This is a genomic window from Pseudoalteromonas sp. SCSIO_11900, assembly GCF_000576475.1.
GTDB classification, from domain to species: Bacteria; Pseudomonadota; Gammaproteobacteria; order Enterobacterales; family Alteromonadaceae; genus Pseudoalteromonas; species Pseudoalteromonas tetraodonis.
In genome coordinates, this window is the sequence record NZ_KK070023.1 from 852877 (window position 1) to 873349 (window position 20473).

General features: G+C 43.0%; 12 protein-coding genes and 3 rRNA genes. 6 read left to right on the top strand and 9 right to left on the bottom strand.

All coding sequences use genetic code 11. The features are described 5' to 3' along the window. The first annotated feature begins 219 nt into the window (after positions 1–219). The 5 genes from BG00_RS03950 (at position 220) to BG00_RS03970 (ending at position 4828) form a co-directional block, all read left to right on the top strand. Positions 220–429: a cold-shock protein gene (locus BG00_RS03950; RefSeq protein WP_011329603.1), complete on the top strand. Its 210-nt coding sequence runs from the start codon at positions 220–222 to the stop codon at positions 427–429. A 187-nt stretch (positions 430–616) separates the two neighbouring features. Beyond that, the gene (locus tag BG00_RS03955; RefSeq protein WP_036980682.1) at positions 617–826 is read left to right on the top strand and encodes a cold-shock protein; all 210 of its coding nucleotides are present in this window, start codon (positions 617–619) and stop codon (positions 824–826) included. 271 nt (positions 827–1097) lie between these two features. Continuing rightward, on the top strand, positions 1098–3347 hold the full coding sequence (gene rnr / locus BG00_RS03960; RefSeq protein WP_036980683.1) for a ribonuclease R: 2250 nt from the start codon (positions 1098–1100) through the stop codon (positions 3345–3347). Between the two features lie 156 nt (positions 3348–3503). Continuing rightward, positions 3504–3749: a DUF3297 family protein gene (locus tag BG00_RS03965; RefSeq protein ID WP_036980685.1), complete on the top strand. Its 246-nt coding sequence runs from the start codon at positions 3504–3506 to the stop codon at positions 3747–3749. 176 nt (positions 3750–3925) lie between these two features. Continuing rightward, positions 3926–4828, top strand: a complete 903-nt coding sequence (locus tag BG00_RS03970; protein ID WP_036980687.1) for a homocysteine S-methyltransferase family protein — start codon at positions 3926–3928, stop codon at positions 4826–4828. Positions 4829–4910: 82 nt separating this feature from the next. Here BG00_RS03970 and BG00_RS03975 read toward each other — a convergent pair whose 3' ends face one another. The 4 genes from BG00_RS03975 to BG00_RS03990 all read right to left on the bottom strand — a co-directional run bounded on the left by BG00_RS03975 (position 4911) and on the right by BG00_RS03990 (position 10301). After that, positions 4911–6218, bottom strand: a complete 1308-nt coding sequence (locus BG00_RS03975; protein ID WP_036980689.1) for a DEAD/DEAH box helicase — start codon at positions 6216–6218, stop codon at positions 4911–4913. Positions 6219–6368: 150 nt separating this feature from the next. After that, positions 6369–7559 carry an alpha/beta hydrolase-fold protein gene (locus BG00_RS03980; protein ID WP_036980691.1) on the bottom strand — a complete coding sequence of 397 codons (1191 nt, stop codon included), beginning with the start codon at positions 7557–7559 and terminating at the stop codon, positions 6369–6371. Between the two features lie 110 nt (positions 7560–7669). Further along, positions 7670–9490: a glutamine--fructose-6-phosphate transaminase (isomerizing) gene (glmS, locus tag BG00_RS03985; protein ID WP_036956987.1), complete on the bottom strand. Its 1821-nt coding sequence runs from the start codon at positions 9488–9490 to the stop codon at positions 7670–7672. Positions 9491–9536: 46 nt separating this feature from the next. After that, entirely contained in the window at positions 9537–10301 is a 765-nt protein-coding gene (locus tag BG00_RS03990; RefSeq protein ID WP_036980693.1) for a DeoR/GlpR family DNA-binding transcription regulator, read from the bottom strand. A 162-nt stretch (positions 10302–10463) separates the two neighbouring features. Here BG00_RS03990 and BG00_RS03995 point away from each other — a divergent pair, with 162 nt between their 5' ends. Further along, entirely contained in the window at positions 10464–10991 is a 528-nt protein-coding gene (locus BG00_RS03995; protein ID WP_036980694.1) for a sugar O-acetyltransferase, read from the top strand. Positions 10992–11490: 499 nt separating this feature from the next. Here the strand turns inward: BG00_RS03995 and rrf are convergent. The 5 genes from rrf to glmU all read right to left on the bottom strand — a co-directional run bounded on the left by rrf (position 11491) and on the right by glmU (position 20418). Continuing rightward, positions 11491–11605 (bottom strand): 5S ribosomal RNA (rrf, locus tag BG00_RS04000). A gap of 193 nt (positions 11606–11798) precedes the next feature. Next, a 23S ribosomal RNA gene (locus BG00_RS04005) occupies positions 11799–14685 on the bottom strand. A 294-nt stretch (positions 14686–14979) separates the two neighbouring features. Then, positions 14980–16513 (bottom strand): 16S ribosomal RNA (locus BG00_RS04010). Together the 16S, 23S and 5S rRNA genes form the textbook arrangement of a ribosomal RNA operon. A 619-nt stretch (positions 16514–17132) precedes the next feature. Next, entirely contained in the window at positions 17133–18917 is a 1785-nt protein-coding gene (locus tag BG00_RS04015) for a choice-of-anchor I family protein (RefSeq protein WP_036980695.1), read from the bottom strand. A gap of 142 nt (positions 18918–19059) precedes the next feature. Then, on the bottom strand, positions 19060–20418 hold the full coding sequence (gene glmU, locus BG00_RS04020) for a bifunctional UDP-N-acetylglucosamine diphosphorylase/glucosamine-1-phosphate N-acetyltransferase GlmU (protein WP_036980698.1): 1359 nt from the start codon (positions 20416–20418) through the stop codon (positions 19060–19062). Positions 20419–20473: the final 55 nt, after the last annotated feature.

The following is a 20473-nucleotide window of genomic DNA, read 5'->3' on the forward strand; positions in this document are numbered from 1 at the left end:
TCATGCCGTTTTATATAACTTTTAATTATATAAAGCTTGCTACATGTTTTAACTTACTCTAACATGCCTGCATCGGGTTGATTGAAAACCCAGCTTATTTGTAAGTACCACGTTGTTATTAGCAATAATCCTGCGCGTTATCCTCAGTTATATGCTTGTTTTCTCCCTGTTAAATTGCCTATTTTAAGGCACACTTTTATTAATTCTTAGGATACTATTATGTCTAATACTACAACTGGTACAGTAAAATTTTTTAACGAAGCAAAAGGTTTTGGCTTTATCGAGCAAGAATCTGGCGCAGACGTGTTTGCACATTTCAGTGCAATTTCAGGCGACGGTTTCAAAACTTTAGCTGAAGGCCAACGTGTACAGTTTACTGTTACTCAAGGTCAAAAAGGCCCACAAGCCGAAAACATTGTTTGCATCTAATTGCATAACAATTTAATGGGTTAGCAATAACCCATTTAGAATACTAGTTTGAAAGAAGTTCTGTTTTATTTGTTAGTACCGAGTTGTTTTAGTAATAATCCTACGCGTTATCCTCAAGTTAACTATTTTTTCCGGCTCAATCGCCTCTTTTCTGGCACACTTATATTAATTTTTTAGGATACACATTATGTCTAATACAACTACTGGTTCAGTAAAATGGTTTAACGAAGCAAAAGGTTTTGGCTTTATCGAGCAAGAATCTGGCGCAGACGTGTTTGCACACTTTAGTGCTATTGTTAGCGACGGTTTCAAAACTTTAGCTGAAGGCCAACGTGTACAGCTTACTGTTACTCAAGGTCAAAAAGGCCCACAAGCCGAAAACATTGTTTGTATATAAACACTGTTAAATAATACGCTTTAGTGTATTAACAGCTCACATATAATTAATTTGTCTGTGAGCTAATTTTTTACCACTTACATTAAGTAATTGGTATTACTAAACATTTAAAATTGAGTATGTACTATGCAGCTTAATTTATTTTCGACTCACTGTTCGAGTCAGTCTCGCCTTATGCTTTATTCCACCTTATCTTTATCAATCTTAAGTCTTTTATATTCCTAGTTTGTAGATACACAGTAAAAGCGCTGGGCGAATTTAAGAGAGTTTTATGAATTTGAACCCAACCGCACCATTATCATCACCAATTTATGACAACCCGATCCCGGGTCGTGAATTTATTTTAAGCCTTTTTGGCAAAATGAAAAAAAACCTTAACCGTGAACAAATCGCGCATGCCTTAGAGCTAAAAAATGCTGAGCAAAAAGAAGCCCTCAGAAGGCGTTTACGCGCCATGGAACGCGATGGCCAACTTATGTTTAGCCAACACAAAGGTTACCAAGTTATTGATCAAGCCTTACTTGTGAGTGGTGTAATTACCCTACATGCAGATGGCTTTGGTTTCGTTAATTATAGCGCCAGCGAAAAAGATTTATTTATCGCTAAGAACCAGTTAGCTCACGTATTTGAAGGCGATATAGTACAAATACTACAAGAAGCCGCTAGTCATAAACGCTCAAACAATAAATTAATAAGAATTATTGAGCATAAAACCACCCATTTAGCCGGTATATTAAAGCGCCAAGGCACAGACTACGTGCTAGTAGCCGATAACACAAAATGCCCACAAAAAGTGCAAGTAGCGCAGTGCCAATTAGCAAACACCAGTGTGGGCCAGTATGTAAACACTAAAATTACCCAGTACCCTACTTTTCGCCATGCAACTCAAGTGCAAATAACCGAAGTACTTGGTCTGCCTCACTCTGCAGGTATGGAAACAAAGCTTGCGCTGCGTCGTCATGGTGTTGCAGATAGCTGGAGCAAGGATTTACTAGCACAAGCAAGTTCACTTGGTAATGAAGTAACCGAGCAAGATAAATTAGCGCGTGTAGATTACCGCTTGTTTCCGTTTGTTACTATTGATGGCGAAGACGCAAAAGATTTTGACGACGCCGTATACTGCGAAAGAACAGAGCAAGGAAACTGGCGTTTACTGGTCGCTATTGCCGATGTGTCGCATTATGTAAAACCCAATGATGTGTTAGATATAGAAGCGCAACAACGCGCCACCTCTATTTATTGCCCAGGGCAAGTTGTTCCTATGCTGCCAGAAGCATTATCAAATGGCCTGTGCTCGTTAAACCCACATGAAGATCGCCTAGTATTAGTGTGTGATATGACCATTAGCCAAGATGGTCAAGTGACTCAAGCTAATTTTACAGAGGGGCTGATCCACTCACATGCAAGGCTAACCTACACACAAGCACATGCTGTCATTGCTAAACCTAGTTCTAGCTCAGCTAAACAATTAGCCGAATTGAATGCTGATGTGTCGCCACTGATTAAAAATTTGCATTATCTTTATTTAGATTTAAGCGCAGCGCGCAAACTTCGCGGCGCTATTGACTTTGATACGCAAGAGCTCAAGCTTAATCTGAATAAAAATCAAAAAATTACCAGTATTGAGCCAATAGAGCGCAATGACGCACACCGCATGATTGAAGAATTTATGCTGTGCGCTAACGTGTGTACCGCACAGTTTTTAGATAAACACCAAATCCCCGGATTATTTAGAGTACATGCAGGGCCACAACAGAAAAAGCTACAAACGCTACGGGCGCTACTGGCCGAAAAAAGACTGCAGCTTGGCGGCGGTGATAAGCCAACACCAGCCGATTATAATAAATTACTAAATAACATTGGTCAGCGCAGCGATGCCAGCGTGATCCGTACTTTATTACTGCGCTCACAATCGCAAGCCGAATACTCGGCTAATAACCAAGGTCACTTTGGTTTAGCATACGAAGCCTATGCACATTTTACCTCGCCGATTCGTCGTTATGCAGATTTAGTTACCCATCGTGCAATTCGTGCCAAAATTCAGGCTAAGCAGAAAAATGGTTTACAGCGGGCGATAAGTTTCTTAAATGTGTTTGCTAATAAAACGTCTAGCGTTAGCAAGTTAGCTAAAAAGGCATACCCTTATAACCTTGAAAGTATAGAAACATTAAGCTTACATTGCTCAGCACAATCGCGCAAAGCCAACGATATTAGCCGTGAAGTAGAAAGCGCCTTAAAATGTAGCTACATGGAAAAATACCTTGGCGATACATTTACCGCCACTATTAGTGGTGTATCAAGCGCTGGCTTTTTTGTTGAGCTAGACTGCACAGGCGTTGAAGGGTTAGTGCCAGTGAGTAGCTTTAGCCAAGGTGAATTTGTATTTAATGCCGCAAAACAACAGTGGAGCAACAGCAAGCAAAAATTTACTATTGGTGAGCGTGTGAATGTGACCTTAAAAAGTATTGACTTACGCCAGCGCAAAATGAGCTTTTCACTGGCTAGTTTAACGTTTCATTAATTGCAGACAAGCTGCACTGTTAGTTATTAATTTAAACCGCCGCGCTTAACTGTAAAGTTTAATAGCTAACTTTATTCGCATTTATTGTTGTCGTGCTTGAGCATAACACCTGTATTGCCTACAATAGCGCATCACTTTTTAATAAAGATTAAAATCATGACCGATTCAACAAAACCAGCATTACCTGATCAGCTTTCTATTAATCCACGCAGCAAGCATTACGTAGAAGAAGTGTTTGAACACGAAATTGGCGTAAAGTTAAACGGTAAAGAGCGCTTTGATGTAGAAGAATACTGCATTAGCGAAGGCTGGATTAAAATTGCCGCACCTAAAGCGCTAGACCGCCGCGGCCAACCTTTACTTATGAAAGTAAAAGGCACGGTAGAAGCGTTTTACAAGTAATTGCTTACTTGTAAAAAGAAAAGCGACACCTTACTGGGTAGTCGCTTTTTTTGTGCCTTTTAAAAACAGCTTTAACATGTTGAACTTTTTTCATACTCAACCTGATGAAGTTTCATTATGAATTTTCAAAAAGTATGTTTGAATAGCCCAACCATTTAGACGTATAAAAGTCTATTATAAGCAAATTAATAATATTAGATGGCGGCATGGGTTGTGAACTTAAACGCATGGGCGCGCCATTTTCACAGCCACTTTGGAGTGCACAAGCTTTAATAGAAGCACCACAATGTGTAACTCAAGCGCATCAAGCTTTCATAAGTGTGGGCGCTGAAATTATTACAGTAAATAGCTATGCGTGTGTCCCCTTTCATTTAGGTGAAACGCTTTACCAAGCACAAGGTGCAGCACTTGCACAGCAAGCTGCTGTAATTGCAAAAAAAGCAGCTCAAAACACTAATCAAAACGTGCTAGTTGCGGGTTCATTGCCACCCGCATTTGGATCGTACCGTGCTGATTTTTTTCAAAGTGAACGCGCATTTACTATTTTAAATACCCTGTATAAAGCACAGGATGAATATGTAGATGTTTGGATTGGTGAAACCATATCAAACATTGAAGAGTCGCGGGTTATGGCAAGGGTACTTAAGAATTCAAACAAACCATGTTATTACGCATTTACCTTAAATGATGAAGTAAGCGAACAAGCGACATTGCGCTCTGGTGAATTAGTATCCGACGCTATCTTAGCATTACTCGAACATAATATAACGGGCATACTCTTCAACTGCTCTATTCCTGAGGTTATAGAGCAAGCCTTTAGCGATACCAACGCGGTATTAGCCAAGCAAAATAAACATCTTGATTTAGGAGTCTTTGCAAATGGTTTTACACCAATCGCCAGCGATTATAAAGCCAATGAAGGCTCGCAAGGTTACCGCGACTTATCACCCGCTGAGTATGTAGCGTTTGCAAAGCAATGGCATAGCCTAGGCGCAACAATTATTGGCGGCTGCTGTGGTATTGGCCCCGAATTCATAGCAGCGCTGGTAAAGTGGAAAAGCGATATTGAAGCGCTTTAATATCATTTATTTAATTACAAAAGTATCGAGAATCCCTTTCGAGCTTATTGACTGATTCCCAATACCCAATCGAGCCCTTGTATTATTTAGAACGGCCTCGCCAGCCACTCCACACATCATTTTCTGGGTTAGCTTTATTTTTTTTCTTTTTCTTGCCGGTGCCTTCGGGCTTGGCCATGGGTTTATCGTTTTTAAGCGCATCAGCTGCATCAAGATTCGCTTGGTTTACTGCAAAGCCTGCTACCTCTTCGCGCTCTAAGCGTAGTTTATTTTTCTTTTCGATAATTCTAAAGTGATGGAAGTCTTCATAATCAATTAACGATAACGCTAGGCCAACTTCACCGGCACGGCCGCTGCGGCCAATACGGTGCATGTAATCAGCGGGGCTGCGCGGTAAGTTAAAGTTAATAACAACAGGCAGTTTGGCAATATCTAAACCACGGGCTGCTATATCGGTGGCAATAAGTACTTCTATTTCGCCCGCTTTAAATTTTTCGATTACGCGAGTACGCTCACTTTGGCCTTTATCACCATGGAATACTTGTGCATTCACGCCGCGCTTTTCAAGCTTGCTGGCTAAGTGCTCACAATCTTTTTTAGCGTTGACAAATATCAGCGCTTGGCGCCATTTGTGCTGCTTAATTAAATGCGCTAAAACCGTGGTTTTTTCGCCTTTATTAACTGTAAATACGCGCTGTACTAAGGTGCTTTCGTCTTTACTCTGAACTTGTATTTCAACCGGATTATTTAACAGCGATTGCGTTAAAAGCGTTACTTGCTCTGGGAAAGTAGCTGAAAACAACATGGTTTGCTTTTTAGCAGGCATAAGCGCTAATAAGTTAGCCAACTCTTCGGTAAAGCCTAAGCTTAATAAGCGGTCGGCTTCATCAAGCACTAAGGTATTTACTTTATCAAGCTTAATGGCGTTGCTTGAGATTAAATCGAGTAAACGCCCTGGGGTTGCTACGATAATATCAGCACCACCGCGAAGTGCCTGCATCTGGGTATTAACCGACACACCACCAAATACCGCCACCGTTTTAATGGCGCCATTAAAGTGTGCAGAATACGATTTAACATTATCAGCTACTTGCGTTGCAAGCTCACGGGTAGGTACCAAAATAAGCCCTGAAACAAAGTTATCTTTGCTAGCAGTTTTTTTAGCACCTTGCGCTAAAAATAGCGTTTGTAGCATAGGCAAGGCAAACGTTGCTGTTTTACCTGAGCCGGTATTTGCCCCCGCAATTAAATCGCTACCAGCAAGTACACTTGGGATCGCCTTAGCTTGAATTGGCGTAGGCTGGCTATATTGTAAATCAGTTAAACGAGCAATTAGCTCTGGAATAAGGCCAAGATCGTTAAAAGTACTAGGGCTTGCGGCTGAGGTCATATTTATTACGGGCTTATTGCTAAAAAAGTAGCCTGTAATTTTAGCGTATTTAGCAGCTATTAAGTAGAGATTAGTGATTTAAATAATATTTAACTACAACTAATAAAAAGACGCTTGCGCGTCGTTTTTATTTAACAGTAACTAAAAACCCTAGTTACGCTTATCAAACTCTGCCTGCAACCTAGCTTTTGTTTCTCTTAAATAATTTATATAAGGATATGAGTCATCTGCAATGGCTAAAGCAGACTCCATCTGTTCAAGTGCTTGACGAGTATCACCTTGCATTTCATAGCCATAAGATAGGGCAGAAAGCGCATCAGCTGATTTTGGGTAGTTTTTTATATTGTACTTAAACACCTCTATAGCGCGGGTAAACTGCTTGCTGCCCGTTAAGTTATAACCGAGCGATCTAACAGCGCGATCCGGTGGTGATATTTGCTCGCCCCATTGCTGAGATAATGTTTGATAATAAGCATCAATAGAAGCTACATCGTCAGTTAAAGCACTGATTGGCATTTGCTTAGGTAAAAATAAGTTGTAATAGGCATTAAATACGCCAGCAACAGAGGTTAAGCCATGTGAGATACCATCAAACGCATCATTAAAAAAGCGTAACCCCCGCACTTTAGGCGATTGCATACCTTGCAGCAATTCATCATACCTTTCCCGCATTATGCCGGCTTCTTCGCCGATATTGATGTAAACGTAGTTATTCAGGTCTTTCGTTTTAGTTATAAATGATTTTGTGCTTTTTACCATTGCGCCATAATTCCACCAAACAGCAGGGCTATACGCAATATGCGCTTGAAATAACTCAGATTTGGCCTGCAACGCATACAGCGCAAATACACCACCAGCAGATGCGCCAGCAATAACCTTATAGTCATGCGTGCGATAGTTCTTATTTACTAAAGGAATGAGCTCTTGTTCAAAGAACGCTAAAAACTTTGCCGCGCCGCCCCCTTCACCGACAGGCCCTTGTGGTTCCTTGTTCACTGTAGGATACATATCTCTAAGTCGATTAGTGTTTTCAATAGCGACAATAATAACCTCAGGCGCACGATTATCATTTTGTAAACGCTCAATAACAGCACTAGCAAGCGGTATATTACCCGCGCCATCTAAGCGATATATGACAGGATATACCTTATTTGGCTCAGCTTGATAGCTCTTTGGTAACTGTACAACAACAGTGCGTTCTTCATTTAAAACAGTAGATTTAAATGTATGTGTGTACTGAGAATAATCAGCACTTTGCTGTTTAATGCTAGCTTGTGCAAAGGCACTTTGTGAACTAAAAATACTAAAGCTAACAAAAAAAATAACGGTTAATAAACGCATGACTAATCCCTTAGAGAATAATAAGTTACTTAAGCTAACAGAGTTTCAGGCACAAAAAAAGCGCCTTAAGCGCTTTTTTAACATTAATAAAAAACTATAACCTGTTGATTTTACTCAACTGTAACCGATTTTGCTAAGTTACGTGGTTGGTCAACATCTGTGCCTTTAATGACCGCTACATAGTACGACAGCAACTGTAGTGGAATTGTATATACAACAGGAGCAATTACGTCGTCTACGTGGTTTACGTTGATTACACGCATTGTGTCGTCTGACTCAAAGTGTGAATCTTTATCAGCGAATACATAGATGATGCCGCCACGTGCACGTACTTCTTCTACGTTTGATTTAAGCTTTTCAAGCAGCTCGTTGTTTGGTGCTACAACAATAATTGGCATGTCGGCATCAATCAGTGCTAATGGGCCGTGTTTAAGCTCACCTGCTGCATAGGCTTCTGCGTGAATGTATGAAATCTCTTTAAGCTTAAGCGCGCCTTCCATTGCAATTGGGTATTGTGAACCGCGACCTAAAAACAGTGAGTGATGCTTATCAGCAAACTCTTCTGCAAGGTCAGCAATGCCATCAGCCAATAGTAGCGTTTCTTCTAATTTAGCAGGAAGTAATTTAATAGCGTTAACAATCGTGCTTTGATCTAAGCCTTTCTCTTGCGCAATAGACGCAGTAAGCATTAACAAACCAACAAGCTGCGTAGTAAATGCTTTAGTAGAGGCTACACCAATTTCAGCGCCTGCTTTGGTCATAAAGGCAAGGTCGGATTCGCGTACAAGCGATGAGCCTGGTACGTTACAAATAGTCATTGACCCCATATAGCCTTGCTCTTTGGCTAAGCGCAGTGCTGCTAGCGTATCGGCTGTTTCACCCGATTGTGAAATAGTCACAAGTAGGCTGTTTTCGTGTACATACGATTGGCGGTAACGAAACTCAGAGGCTATTTCTACGTTACAACTAACACCTGCAAATTGCTCAAGCCAGTAACGAGCAACCATACCTGAGTGGTATGACGTACCACAGGCAATAATTTGTACGTGTTTTACATCTTTAAATATTTGCTGTGCGCTGTCGCCAAAAGCATCAATCGCTACGCGGTCATCGTTTAAACGTCCTTCAAGGGTGTTACGTACTGCAAGTGGTTGCTCATAAATTTCTTTTAACATGTAGTGACGGTAATCACCTTTACCTGATGCATCTTGTGTAATGTTTGATTCAACAACTTCACGCTCAACCGCGTTGCCATCGGCATCAAAAATTTCTACTGTGTCGCGAGTAATGCGCGCTACATCACCTTCTTCTAAGAAGATAAAGCTGCGAGTCACCGGTAATAATGCAAGTTGATCAGAAGCAATAAAGTTTTCACCAAGGCCTAAACCAATAACTAACGGGCTGCCTGAGCGCGCTACAATAATTTCGTTATCATTCGCTTTATCGAACACAACTGTACCAAATGCACCTTCAAACTGTTTAACAGCAGCTTGAACTGACGCTAATAAAGTGGTGTGCTGCTGACGTAACTGATGAATTAAATGCACCATGACTTCAGTGTCGGTATCTGATAAAAACTCGTAACCGTCGCCTTTAAGTGCTGCACGCAAACTTGCGTGGTTTTCAATGATACCGTTATGTACAAGCGCTAATTGATTGCTTGAAACATGTGGGTGAGCATTGGCTTCAGTTACACCGCCATGAGTTGCCCAACGAGTGTGTGCAATACCTGTGTGACCGCTAACACCAGCTTGTTCAAGTGCTGATTCTAAGTTTACAACCTTACCAACTGCTTTAACTGTATTAAGAGTATTACCCTCAAGTAAAGCTACACCTGCTGAGTCATAACCACGGTACTCAAGACGTTTAAGGCCTTCAACTAAGATTTTATTTACTGGACGTTCTGCAACAGCCCCAACGATTCCACACATAGTGTCTCCATTAATTTTTTAATTCTAGCAACTCACGGCGTAGTTACTAATCCATAATCTCTGCGCAAATTAGTTTTACACCACATGCCTCAATCGCTGCGCGTTTATCATGCGCTAAGCCACTGTCGGTTATTAATGTGGTTACTGTTTGCCACGGTAATTCTAAATTTGGTATTTTTCGGCCGATTTTTTCTGACTCAACCAGCACAATAACTTCACGCGCCGCTTTAGCCATCACTTGGCTTAGCCCAACAAGTTCATTAAACGTGGTTGTTCCTCGTGCTACATCAATGCCATCGGCACCAATGAACAGCTGATCAAAATCATATGAGCATAGTACATTTTCGGCTACTTGCCCTTGAAACGATTCTGAATGCGGATCCCACGTGCCACCTGTCATCAAAAGGGTTGGCTCGTTTTCAAGTGCTAATAAACGCGTTGCTACTTTAATCGCGTTCGTCATAACAACTAACCCCTGCTTGGTAGCCAACTCAGGGATCATCGCTGCTGTTGTACGCCCGCTGTCAATAATAATGCGGTTATGATCTTTTATAAGCGCCGCTGCTGCCTGAGCAATGGCTACTTTGCGCTTAGAATCAATCTCATCGCTTACAATCTCTTTTGGTAGCGCAATAGCTCCACCATAACGGCGCAGCAACAAGCCACTTTTTTCAAGCGCGGTTAAGTCTTTTCGAATGGTTACTTCTGATGTTTGAAACTGTTCAGCAAGAGTCTCAACGGCCACTTCACCAAGCTCATTTACTTGGCTAAGGATCAGATGACGGCGTTGCTGAGTGTTTCGTTTGGTCATTAAGTAACTGCTATTAAGTTTCGTTTCGAAAGTTAGTGGATTTTAAACGAAACATTATAAATGGCAAGTGAATGCATAAAAATAAAGCAATTTTATTCAAATTATCATCATGCATAAAGTAGGTTAAGCTAGGCACCATTATTTAAGTTAAACAAAATTGATATGCAGTCATTTAATAGTATTAGTAAAGAGAATCTAGCGCAGCGAAAAGCTGTGCACGAAATTTGCCGCTTATTTAATAAAAGCCCCAGTAAAGGTAATTTAAAGCGAATAAAAGAATTATGCTCACACTGTGGTGATGGAGTAATTATTGAAGCGGGCTTTCATTGTGACTATGGCTCGCAAATACATATAGGTGATCGTACTTTTATAAACATTAACTGCACTGTATTAGATGCACCAATTAATGAAGGAGTGATTAAGATTGGTAGTGACTGCTTAATTGGCCCTAATGTTCAGCTATTAGCAGTTTCACATGCTGTGAACCCAACTGAGCGCCTCAATAAAGAAAATTTTGCAGCACCAATTTCTATAGGTAATAACGTATGGATTGGCGCGGGAGTTATTGTGTTAGCTGGTGTTACCATTGGTGATAACACTGTTGTTGGTGCGGGTTCAGTGGTAACTAAGAGCATTGCATCAAATACCGTGGTTGCCGGCAATCCAGCACGTGAAATAAGAAAGTGCTAAGGATCATCGTTAAGCCTTAGACTCACATTTACCCTTATACCTCGAACCCATATTTTCACTTTATTCCAGACGTAAAAAAGCCCGACTATTTCTAGTCGGGCTTTCTCTTATTTGGAGTCGGTGCGCTACTTCGTAGCGACAACGCAGTAGAGTGTCGTGGTGCCCACAGCGGTAGAGAGCCACATAGCAGATGTATAGAGTCGGCTTTAGGCGCTTATTATTTTCCTTTTACCTGATGCCCTTTACCTTTCACCTGCGCTTTCACTTTCCTGCATACGTAAAAAAGCCCGACTATTGCTAGTCGGGCTTTCTCAATTTGGAGCTTGGTGATGTCGTGGTGCCCACAGCGGTAGAGAGCCACATAGCAAATGTATAGAGTCGGCATTAGGCGCTTATTATTTTCCTTTTACCTGATGCCTTTTACCTTTCACCTGCGTTTTTACTTTCCTGCAGACGTAAAAAAGCCCGACTATTGCTAGTCGGGCTTTCTCAATTTGGAGCCTGGTAATGTCCTACTTTCACATAGCAAATGCTACACTATCATCGGCGCTGTTTCGTTTCACTACTGAGTTCGGCATGGGGTCAGGTGGGTCCAAAACGCTATTGTCACCAAGCAAATATGGTGCAAAGGATTAATGACAAAGCACGTAGTGCCTATATTTCCTTTGCGCAAGGTGCCTCAATGTTAACGCTACGCGCTAAGAGTCACCTCATAAATTTGGAATTCTGATAAAAAAGTCTTCAGTAATCTACTTTAGTCTATTAACTTCTTGCTTAAACTGTCGCATAAAACGCGTTTGGCGTTGTATGGTTAAGCCTCACGGGTAATTAGTACAAGTTAGCTTAATGGCTCACACCACTTCCACATCTTGCCTATCAACGTTGTCGTCTTCAACGGCCCTTCAGAGACTTTAAAAGTCTAGTGAGAACTCATCTCGAGGCCTGCTTCGCGCTTAGATGCTTTCAGCGCTTATCAGTTCCGAACGTAGCTACCGGGCAATGCCATTGGCATGACAACCCGAACACCAGCGGTTCGTTCACTCCGGTCCTCTCGTACTAGGAGCAACCCCTCTCAATTCTCAAACGCCCACGGCAGATAGGGACCGAACTGTCTCACGACGTTCTAAACCCAGCTCGCGTACCACTTTAAATGGCGAACAGCCATACCCTTGGGACCGACTTCAGCCCCAGGATGTGATGAGCCGACATCGAGGTGCCAAACACCGCCGTCGATATGAACTCTTGGGCGGTATCAGCCTGTTATCCCCGGAGTACCTTTTATCCGTTGAGCGATGGCCCTTCCATTCAGAACCACCGGATCACTATGACCTACTTTCGTACCTGCTCGACGTGTCTGTCTCGCAGTTAAGCTGGCTTCTACCATTACACTAACCGTACGATGTCCGACCGTACTTAGCCAACCTTCGTGCTCCTCCGTTACTCTTTGGGAGGAGACCGCCCCAGTCAAACTACCCACCAGGCACTGTCCGTAACCCCGATTCAGGGGCCAACGTTAGAACATCAAAACTACAAGGGTGGTATTTCAAGGACGACTCCACAAAAACTAGCGTCTCTGCTTCTAAGTCTCCCACCTATCCTACACATGTAGGTTCAATGTTCAGTGCCAAGCTGTAGTAAAGGTTCACGGGGTCTTTCCGTCTAGCCGCGGGTACACAGCATCTTCACTGCGATTTCAATTTCACTGAGTCTCGGGTGGAGACAGCGTGGCCATGGTTACACCATTCGTGCAGGTCGGAACTTACCCGACAAGGAATTTCGCTACCTTAGGACCGTTATAGTTACGGCCGCCGTTTACCGGGGCTTCGATCAAGAGCTTCTCCGAAGATAACCCCATCAATTAACCTTCCGGCACCGGGCAGGTGTCACACCGTATACGTCATCTTGCGATTTTGCACAGTGCTGTGTTTTTAATAAACAGTCCCAGCCACCTGGTCACTGCGGCTCCCGTCCGCTTAGAGAGCAAGTCTCATCACAGATAGGAGCGTACCTTCTCCCGAAGTTACGGTACGATTTTGCCTAGTTCCTTCACCCGAGTTCTCTCAAGCGCCTTAGTATTCTCTACCTGACCACCTGTGTCGGTTTGGGGTACGATTCGGTATAATCTGAAGCTTAGAGGCTTTTCCTGGAAGTATGGCATCAGCAACTTCATCACCTTGGTGACTCGTCTCGTGTCTCAGCCTAACAGCAACCCGGATTTACCTAAGTCACTAGCCTACACACTTTCACATGGACTACCATCGCCATGCTTGCTTAGCCTGCTCCGTCCCCCCATCGCAATTATACCAAGTACGGAAATATTAATCCGTTTCCCATCGACTACGCCTTTCGGCCTCGCCTTAGGGGTCGACTTACCCTACCCTGATTAACATGGGATAGGAACCCTTGGTCTTCCGGCGTGCGGGTTTTTCACCCGCATTATCGTTACTCATGTCAGCATTCGCACTTCTGATACCTCCAGCATGCCTCCCGGCACACCTTCAACGGCTTACAGAACGCTCCCCTACCACTCAAAATAAATTTTGAATCCGCAGCTTCGGTGCATAGTTTAGCCCCGTTACATCTTCCGCGCAGACCGACTCGACCAGTGAGCTATTACGCTTTCTTTAAAGGATGGCTGCTTCTAAGCCAACCTCCTGGCTGTCTGGGCCTTTCCACATCGTTTCCCACTTAACTATGACTTTGGGACCTTAGCTGGCGGTCTGGGTTGTTTCCCTCTTCACGACGGACGTTAGCACCCGCCGTGTGTCTCCCGGATAGTACTTTACGGTATTCGGAGTTTGCAAAGGGTTGGTAAGTCGGGATGACCCCCTAGCCTTAACAGTGCTCTACCCCCGTAAGTATTCGTCCGAGGCTCTACCTAAATAGATTTCGGGGAGAACCAGCTATCTCCCGGTTTGATTAGCCTTTCACTCCTAACCACAGGTCATCCCCTAACTTTTCAACGTTAGTGGGTTCGGTCCTCCAGTTGATGTTACTCAACCTTCAACCTGCCCATGGCTAGATCACCGGGTTTCGGGTCTATACCTTGCAACTATTCGCCCAGTTAAGACTCGGTTTCCCTACGGCTACCCTAATCGGTTAACCTCGCTACAAAATATAAGTCGCTGACCCATTATACAAAAGGTACGCAGTCACCCAACAAGTCTGCTCCTACTGCTTGTACGTACACGGTTTCAGGTTCTATTTCACTCCCCTCACAGGGGTTCTTTTCGCCTTTCCCTCACGGTACTGGTTCACTATCGGTCAGTTGGGAGTATTTAGCCTTAGATGATGGTCCACCTATATTCAGTCAAAGTTTCACGTGCTCCGACCTACTCGATTTCACTTAGAATGCGTTTTCATGTACGGGACTATCACCCTGTATCGTGGCACTTTCCAGAGCCTTCCATTAACACATAATAAGCTTAAGGGCTGTTCCGATTTCGCTCGCCGCTACTCTCGGAATCTCGGTTGATTTCTTTTCCTACGGGTACTTAGATGTTTCAGTTCTCCGCGTTCGCCTCGTTAACCTATGTATTCAGTTAACGATACCTGCAAGCAGGTGGGTTTCCCCATTCGGAAATCCTAGTCTCAAGTGCTTTTTACTAGCTTGACTAGGCTTATCGCAAGTTAATACGTCCTTCATCGCCTCCAACTGCCAAGGCATCCACCGTGTACGCTTAGTCACTTAACCATACAACCCAAACGGGTCTTTGTTTTGTGACAGTTTAACTTCGCCAGAAGTTAATATTGAATACTAAAGTAGATACCAATCAACAAACGAAACGTTCATTAAATGGCACTGAATGATACTGCTATCATTCTTTTTTACTTTTGAAAACTCTGTACAAATAACATTGTTATTCATACGAATTTTATTATCAGCTTTTCCAAATTTTTAAAGAGCATATTAATTAGTTAAGCCAGTGGCTTAGCTAACTAACAATCATCTGTGTGGACACTACGAACAAATAAGTTCTAAATCGTATAAGGAGGTGATCCAGCCCCAGGTTCCCCTAGGGCTACCTTGTTACGACTTCACCCCAGTCATGAATCACTCCGTGGTAAACGTCCTCCCGAGGGTTAGACTATCTACTTCTGGAGCAACCCACTCCCATGGTGTGACGGGCGGTGTGTACAAGGCCCGGGAACGTATTCACCGCGTCATTCTGATACGCGATTACTAGCGATTCCGACTTCATGGAGTCGAGTTGCAGACTCCAATCCGGACTACGACGCACTTTAAGTGATTCGCTTACTCTCGCGAGTTCGCAGCACTCTGTATGCGCCATTGTAGCACGTGTGTAGCCCTACACGTAAGGGCCATGATGACTTGACGTCGTCCCCACCTTCCTCCGGTTTATCACCGGCAGTCTCCTTAGAGTTCTCAGCATTACCTGCTAGCAACTAAGGATAGGGGTTGCGCTCGTTGCGGGACTTAACCCAACATCTCACAACACGAGCTGACGACAGCCATGCAGCACCTGTATCAGAGTTCCCGAAGGCACCAAACCATCTCTGGTAAGTTCTCTGTATGTCAAGTGTAGGTAAGGTTCTTCGCGTTGCATCGAATTAAACCACATGCTCCACCGCTTGTGCGGGCCCCCGTCAATTCATTTGAGTTTTAACCTTGCGGCCGTACTCCCCAGGCGGTCTACTTAATGCGTTAGCTTTGAAAAACAGAACCGAGGTTCCGAGCTTCTAGTAGACATCGTTTACGGCGTGGACTACCAGGGTATCTAATCCTGTTTGCTCCCCACGCTTTCGTACATGAGCGTCAGTGTTGACCCAGGTGGCTGCCTTCGCCATCGGTATTCCTTCAGATCTCTACGCATTTCACCGCTACACCTGAAATTCTACCACCCTCTATCACACTCTAGTTTGCCAGTTCGAAATGCAGTTCCCAGGTTGAGCCCGGGGCTTTCACATCTCGCTTAACAAACCGCCTGCGTACGCTTTACGCCCAGTAATTCCGATTAACGCTCGCACCCTCCGTATTACCGCGGCTGCTGGCACGGAGTTAGCCGGTGCTTCTTCTGTCAGTAACGTCACAGCTAGCAGGTATTAACTACTAACCTTTCCTCCTGACTGAAAGTGCTTTACAACCCGAAGGCCTTCTTCACACACGCGGCATGGCTGCATCAGGCTTGCGCCCATTGTGCAATATTCCCCACTGCTGCCTCCCGTAGGAGTCTGGGCCGTGTCTCAGTCCCAGTGTGGCTGATCATCCTCTCAAACCAGCTAGGGATCGTCGCCTTGGTGAGCCATTACCTCACCAACTAGCTAATCCCACTTGGGCCAATCTAAAGGCGAGAGCCGAAGCCCCCTTTGGTCCGTAGACATTATGCGGTATTAGCAGTCGTTTCCAACTGTTGTCCCCCACCTCAAGGCATGTTCCCAAGCATTACTCACCCGTCCGCCGCTCGTCATCTTCTAGCAAGCTAGAAATGTTACCGCTCGACTTGCATGTGTTAGGCCTGCCGCCAGCGTTCAATCTGAGCCATGATCAAACTCTTCAATTAAAAAGTTTTATGTCTTTCGACAGCTCAATGAATTCTGAATTTATTTAATATCTTTCGATATTGAATTGACTGTGCTGCAATAAATAAATTTATTGCTGTTGGTCACTCAGTTTCAATTGAGACTCTAAATTTGTTTGCCTCGTTACTTGCTCAATAAAGAACGAAGTAGCTTGGCTGTTAGAACTCAATCTGTACGAGTGCCCACACAGATGATTGCTTTATATTGTTAAAGAACGTTGCGGTTAAAGCGTTTAACTTTATCTCGCTAGGGCTGCGCATATTACGCTTTCCTATTTTTTTGTCAACACTTAATTTTTAGTTTCTTTTAAAAGATTTAAAAGCTAAGTTTTACTCGACTTATTTACCGTTTGTTCAGCGCTTTTCATTGCTGCCTGCCGGGTCAGTGGATGCGCATTATAGGGATATTCTGGAGAGGGTCAATGCTTTATTTCAGTTTTATTAAATTAATTTCAATTTAGTACAATAACCATACAAATAAAGGGTTGCAGAGGTGTTTTTGATTAAAAAGCATTCAGAAAAGGCATAGTTATTAAGAGAGGAGAAAGTAAAAGCGATTTATAGCTAACCGCTATATCGCTTTTACTTAAAACTTTACTAATTACTGAGTTGTTATTTCCCATACGGCAATTGAGCCTGAGATTTCATTACCGACTATAAGCAGTGCTTCGTTTGTTGCACTTTGCGCTGCAGGAACAAATGTCATTCCTTCAGGAGCGAGATCGCCACTTATATCTGCACTTGGTTCTAAACCTCGATTATAAAAGTAGTCTTGAAATTTCACATCGTAAGGGTTGGTTATATCAAACACCATTATTCCGCCCATGCGCTCTAAACCAACAAAAGCAAACAACCTATCGCCAACCTTACCTAATGTTAGCGCTTCGGGTTCTGCCCCTTTATCATCTGAGCGTGTATCGCCTTTGTTTTCATCTTCATTATTATTAAACGCGTTGCCATGAACAGAAGCGGTTACTCGTGCAATTTGATCGCCTGAGTCAAACACCACCAACCCATTGCTATCCCAAATGGTAAATGAGCGTGCGCCATAAGCATAAAGCGATTCGTATTGGCCATCGTTATTTTTATCACCTTTTGCTGTTGTAACTTTTAAACGACCAATGTCGTTATCATCGTTATTTAAGTAATCAAAATTGGCTGCGAGCGTTAGATTTTCTACGCGGCTTTCATCTATATATGCCAAACACCCATCTTTAGCGTCATAATCAAGGCCGCCCTGAGCGATACAATCAGCTTCATCGCTGGCATCAAAAAAGTATTCGCGTGCATCACCCTCATTGGCAGATACAATAAAGTTGGCTCCTTTCCAACTAAAACTTGCAATTGTATCTGGCTGATACATGCCATATAAACCAGGGTATGATTTAAAGTTAACACCGCCGTCTTTGTCTGAAGCGTCAAATTGTAAGTTTGACCAATCTTTAAAACCGAGCCCTTTTAGCTCAAGGGAATTATCTTCAAGGTTGATGATAGCTAGGCCGTTATTTTCTTGAATAGAGACATAGGCGTATTTATTATCCTTGGAAATACTCACATACTCTGGCTCTAAATCCATAGCAACGGTGGTATTTATTAAATTACCATTAATAGTACGTCCAGTAAGATTGGCAAACACTAAACCCCGTGCTTCTAATTCTGCTTGCTGATTATTGTAAGCTTGAAAGTTTATGCTCAAAGCGTTATCGGCAATAGTGCCGTTAGTGATATCGATAATGCTAATAGTGCCTTCGGGATCGATACTGTAGTCGCCATTAGGTTCACCTTCATTAGCAACCACTACTTTTGCACCATCATGACTAAATGCCACCATGTCGGGTAGGGCGCCTACTATTACATTTTTAACAAATGCAGGTGTATCTCCGCTAATATTGTAAAACGCTATTTGGCCAGCTTCACCCACGCTTGTAGCAGCCATTGCTACCGCTAATAATTGGTTATTCGCATCGATAGCTATGCTGTTTGCATCGCCAGGCGTATTTTCATTTAGTGAGAGCGTAATGGCAGAGGCTAAGTTGGTCGCGGTTACAATACCTTCGTTATCTTTTGCTAATGCTGCAGTGTCGAACGTATCGGCAGGAATGATATTCACAACAGCTTCATCACCAGAGCTATTAATGGCATAAATCCATTTTTTAGAGGCTTGGTAGGCGACTATTTCAGCTGCCCCTTCCGGGCTTTGTGCATTGAGTACTGCGCGGCCAATAAGATTGATATTTAAAGCTGAATTTGCATTAGTGCCGTTTTCGCCATTATTACCCGCTGTACCTTGTACACCCTGTGCGCCATCTTGGCCGTCATCACCATCTAGTGAGCAACCAGTTAATAGTGATAGCAAAGAAAGGGCTATTATTGATTTGTTTAACATTATTGTTTTCCTTAGTGTTGTATTAGTTAAATATCAACACACAGGGATGACAACAGTATGGCATTTTTAGTTGAATTATATTTAGACAATAAAAAGCGAGTTATAAAACTCGCTTTAAATATTTAATAAGTAATGGTCATTACTATTTTTTAACTGGGCGTTTCCAACCGTCTAAATTGCGTTGCTTGCCACGTGCTACGGCTAACTGATCATCCGCGACAGTATTGGTAATAACAGAGCCTGCACCCACAGTTGCTGTAGCACCAATGTTTACAGGAGCAACCAGTGACGAGTTAGACCCTATAAAGGCATTATTGCCAATAATAGTTTTTGCTTTATTAACCCCATCGTAGTTACAGGTAATAGTGCCTGCGCCAATATTCACTTTTTCGCCAATTTCAGCATCACCTAAGTAACTTAAGTGGTTTGCTTTAGAACCTTTGCCTAAACGAGTTTTTTTCATTTCGACAAAATTGCCAATGTGCGAGTCTTCTTCCATTACTGCACCAGGGCGAAGGCGGGCGTATGGGCCGAGTGTACATTGAGCTGCAACTGATGCATCTTCAATTAGTGTATTGGCTTTAATAATAACATTATCACCGATGCTACAGTTTTTAAGTACACAGTTAGGTCCAATTTGTACGTTATTACCTAAGGTCACTGTACCTTCAAAAATAACGTTGATATCGATGAGGACATCTTCACCTGTTTTAACGTCGCCACGTACGTCAATACGTGCAGGGTCAGCAAGGGTGGCCCCATTTAGCATGAGTTCTTCTGCTTGCCATGCTTGATAAGCACGCTCTAATCCTGCAAGTTGTACGCGGTTATTTGCACCTTCAACTTCCATTGGGTGATCTGGTTGTGCTGATGTAATTTCTACGCCTTCACTATGCGCCATAGCAACTATATCTGTTAGGTAGTATTCACCTTGGGCATTATTGTTAGACAAGTTACCTAACCATGTTTTTAAAAGCTTACCATTAACCGCCATAATGCCAGTGTTTACTTCGTTTATAAGTAACTGCTCTGCGTTAGCATCTTTTTGTTCAACAATACCCACTAGCTTGCCATCAACACGCAGCATGCGCCCGTAGCCATTTGGATTTGCTAAATTAACGGTTAATACTGCTAAACCATTTTTAGGTGTCGCGGCTAATAAGCGCTCAAGTGTAGATTGTTTCGTTAAAGGTACGTCACCGTATAAAACCAGTACAGCGTCGTCGTCATTTATATGTGGGCTTGCTTGTGCCACTGCGTGGCCTGTGCCTAGTTGCTCAGCTTGTAGCACCCAGTTTACGTTATTATCGGCTAACTGTTGTTGTAATAGTTCGCCGCCATGACCATAAACTAAGTTAGTCGATGTAGCACCTAGCGCATTGGCATTATCGATAACGTGTTGCACCATAGGTTTACCTGCCACTTTATGCAGTACCTTAGGCAGAGCAGAGCGCATACGAGTACCTTTACCCGCTGCAAGAATTACTGTTGTTAGAGCCATTAAAACAATTTCCTTTTTCCGTTGTTTTAGCTTGATAGAATAAGTGTGCTGCAAA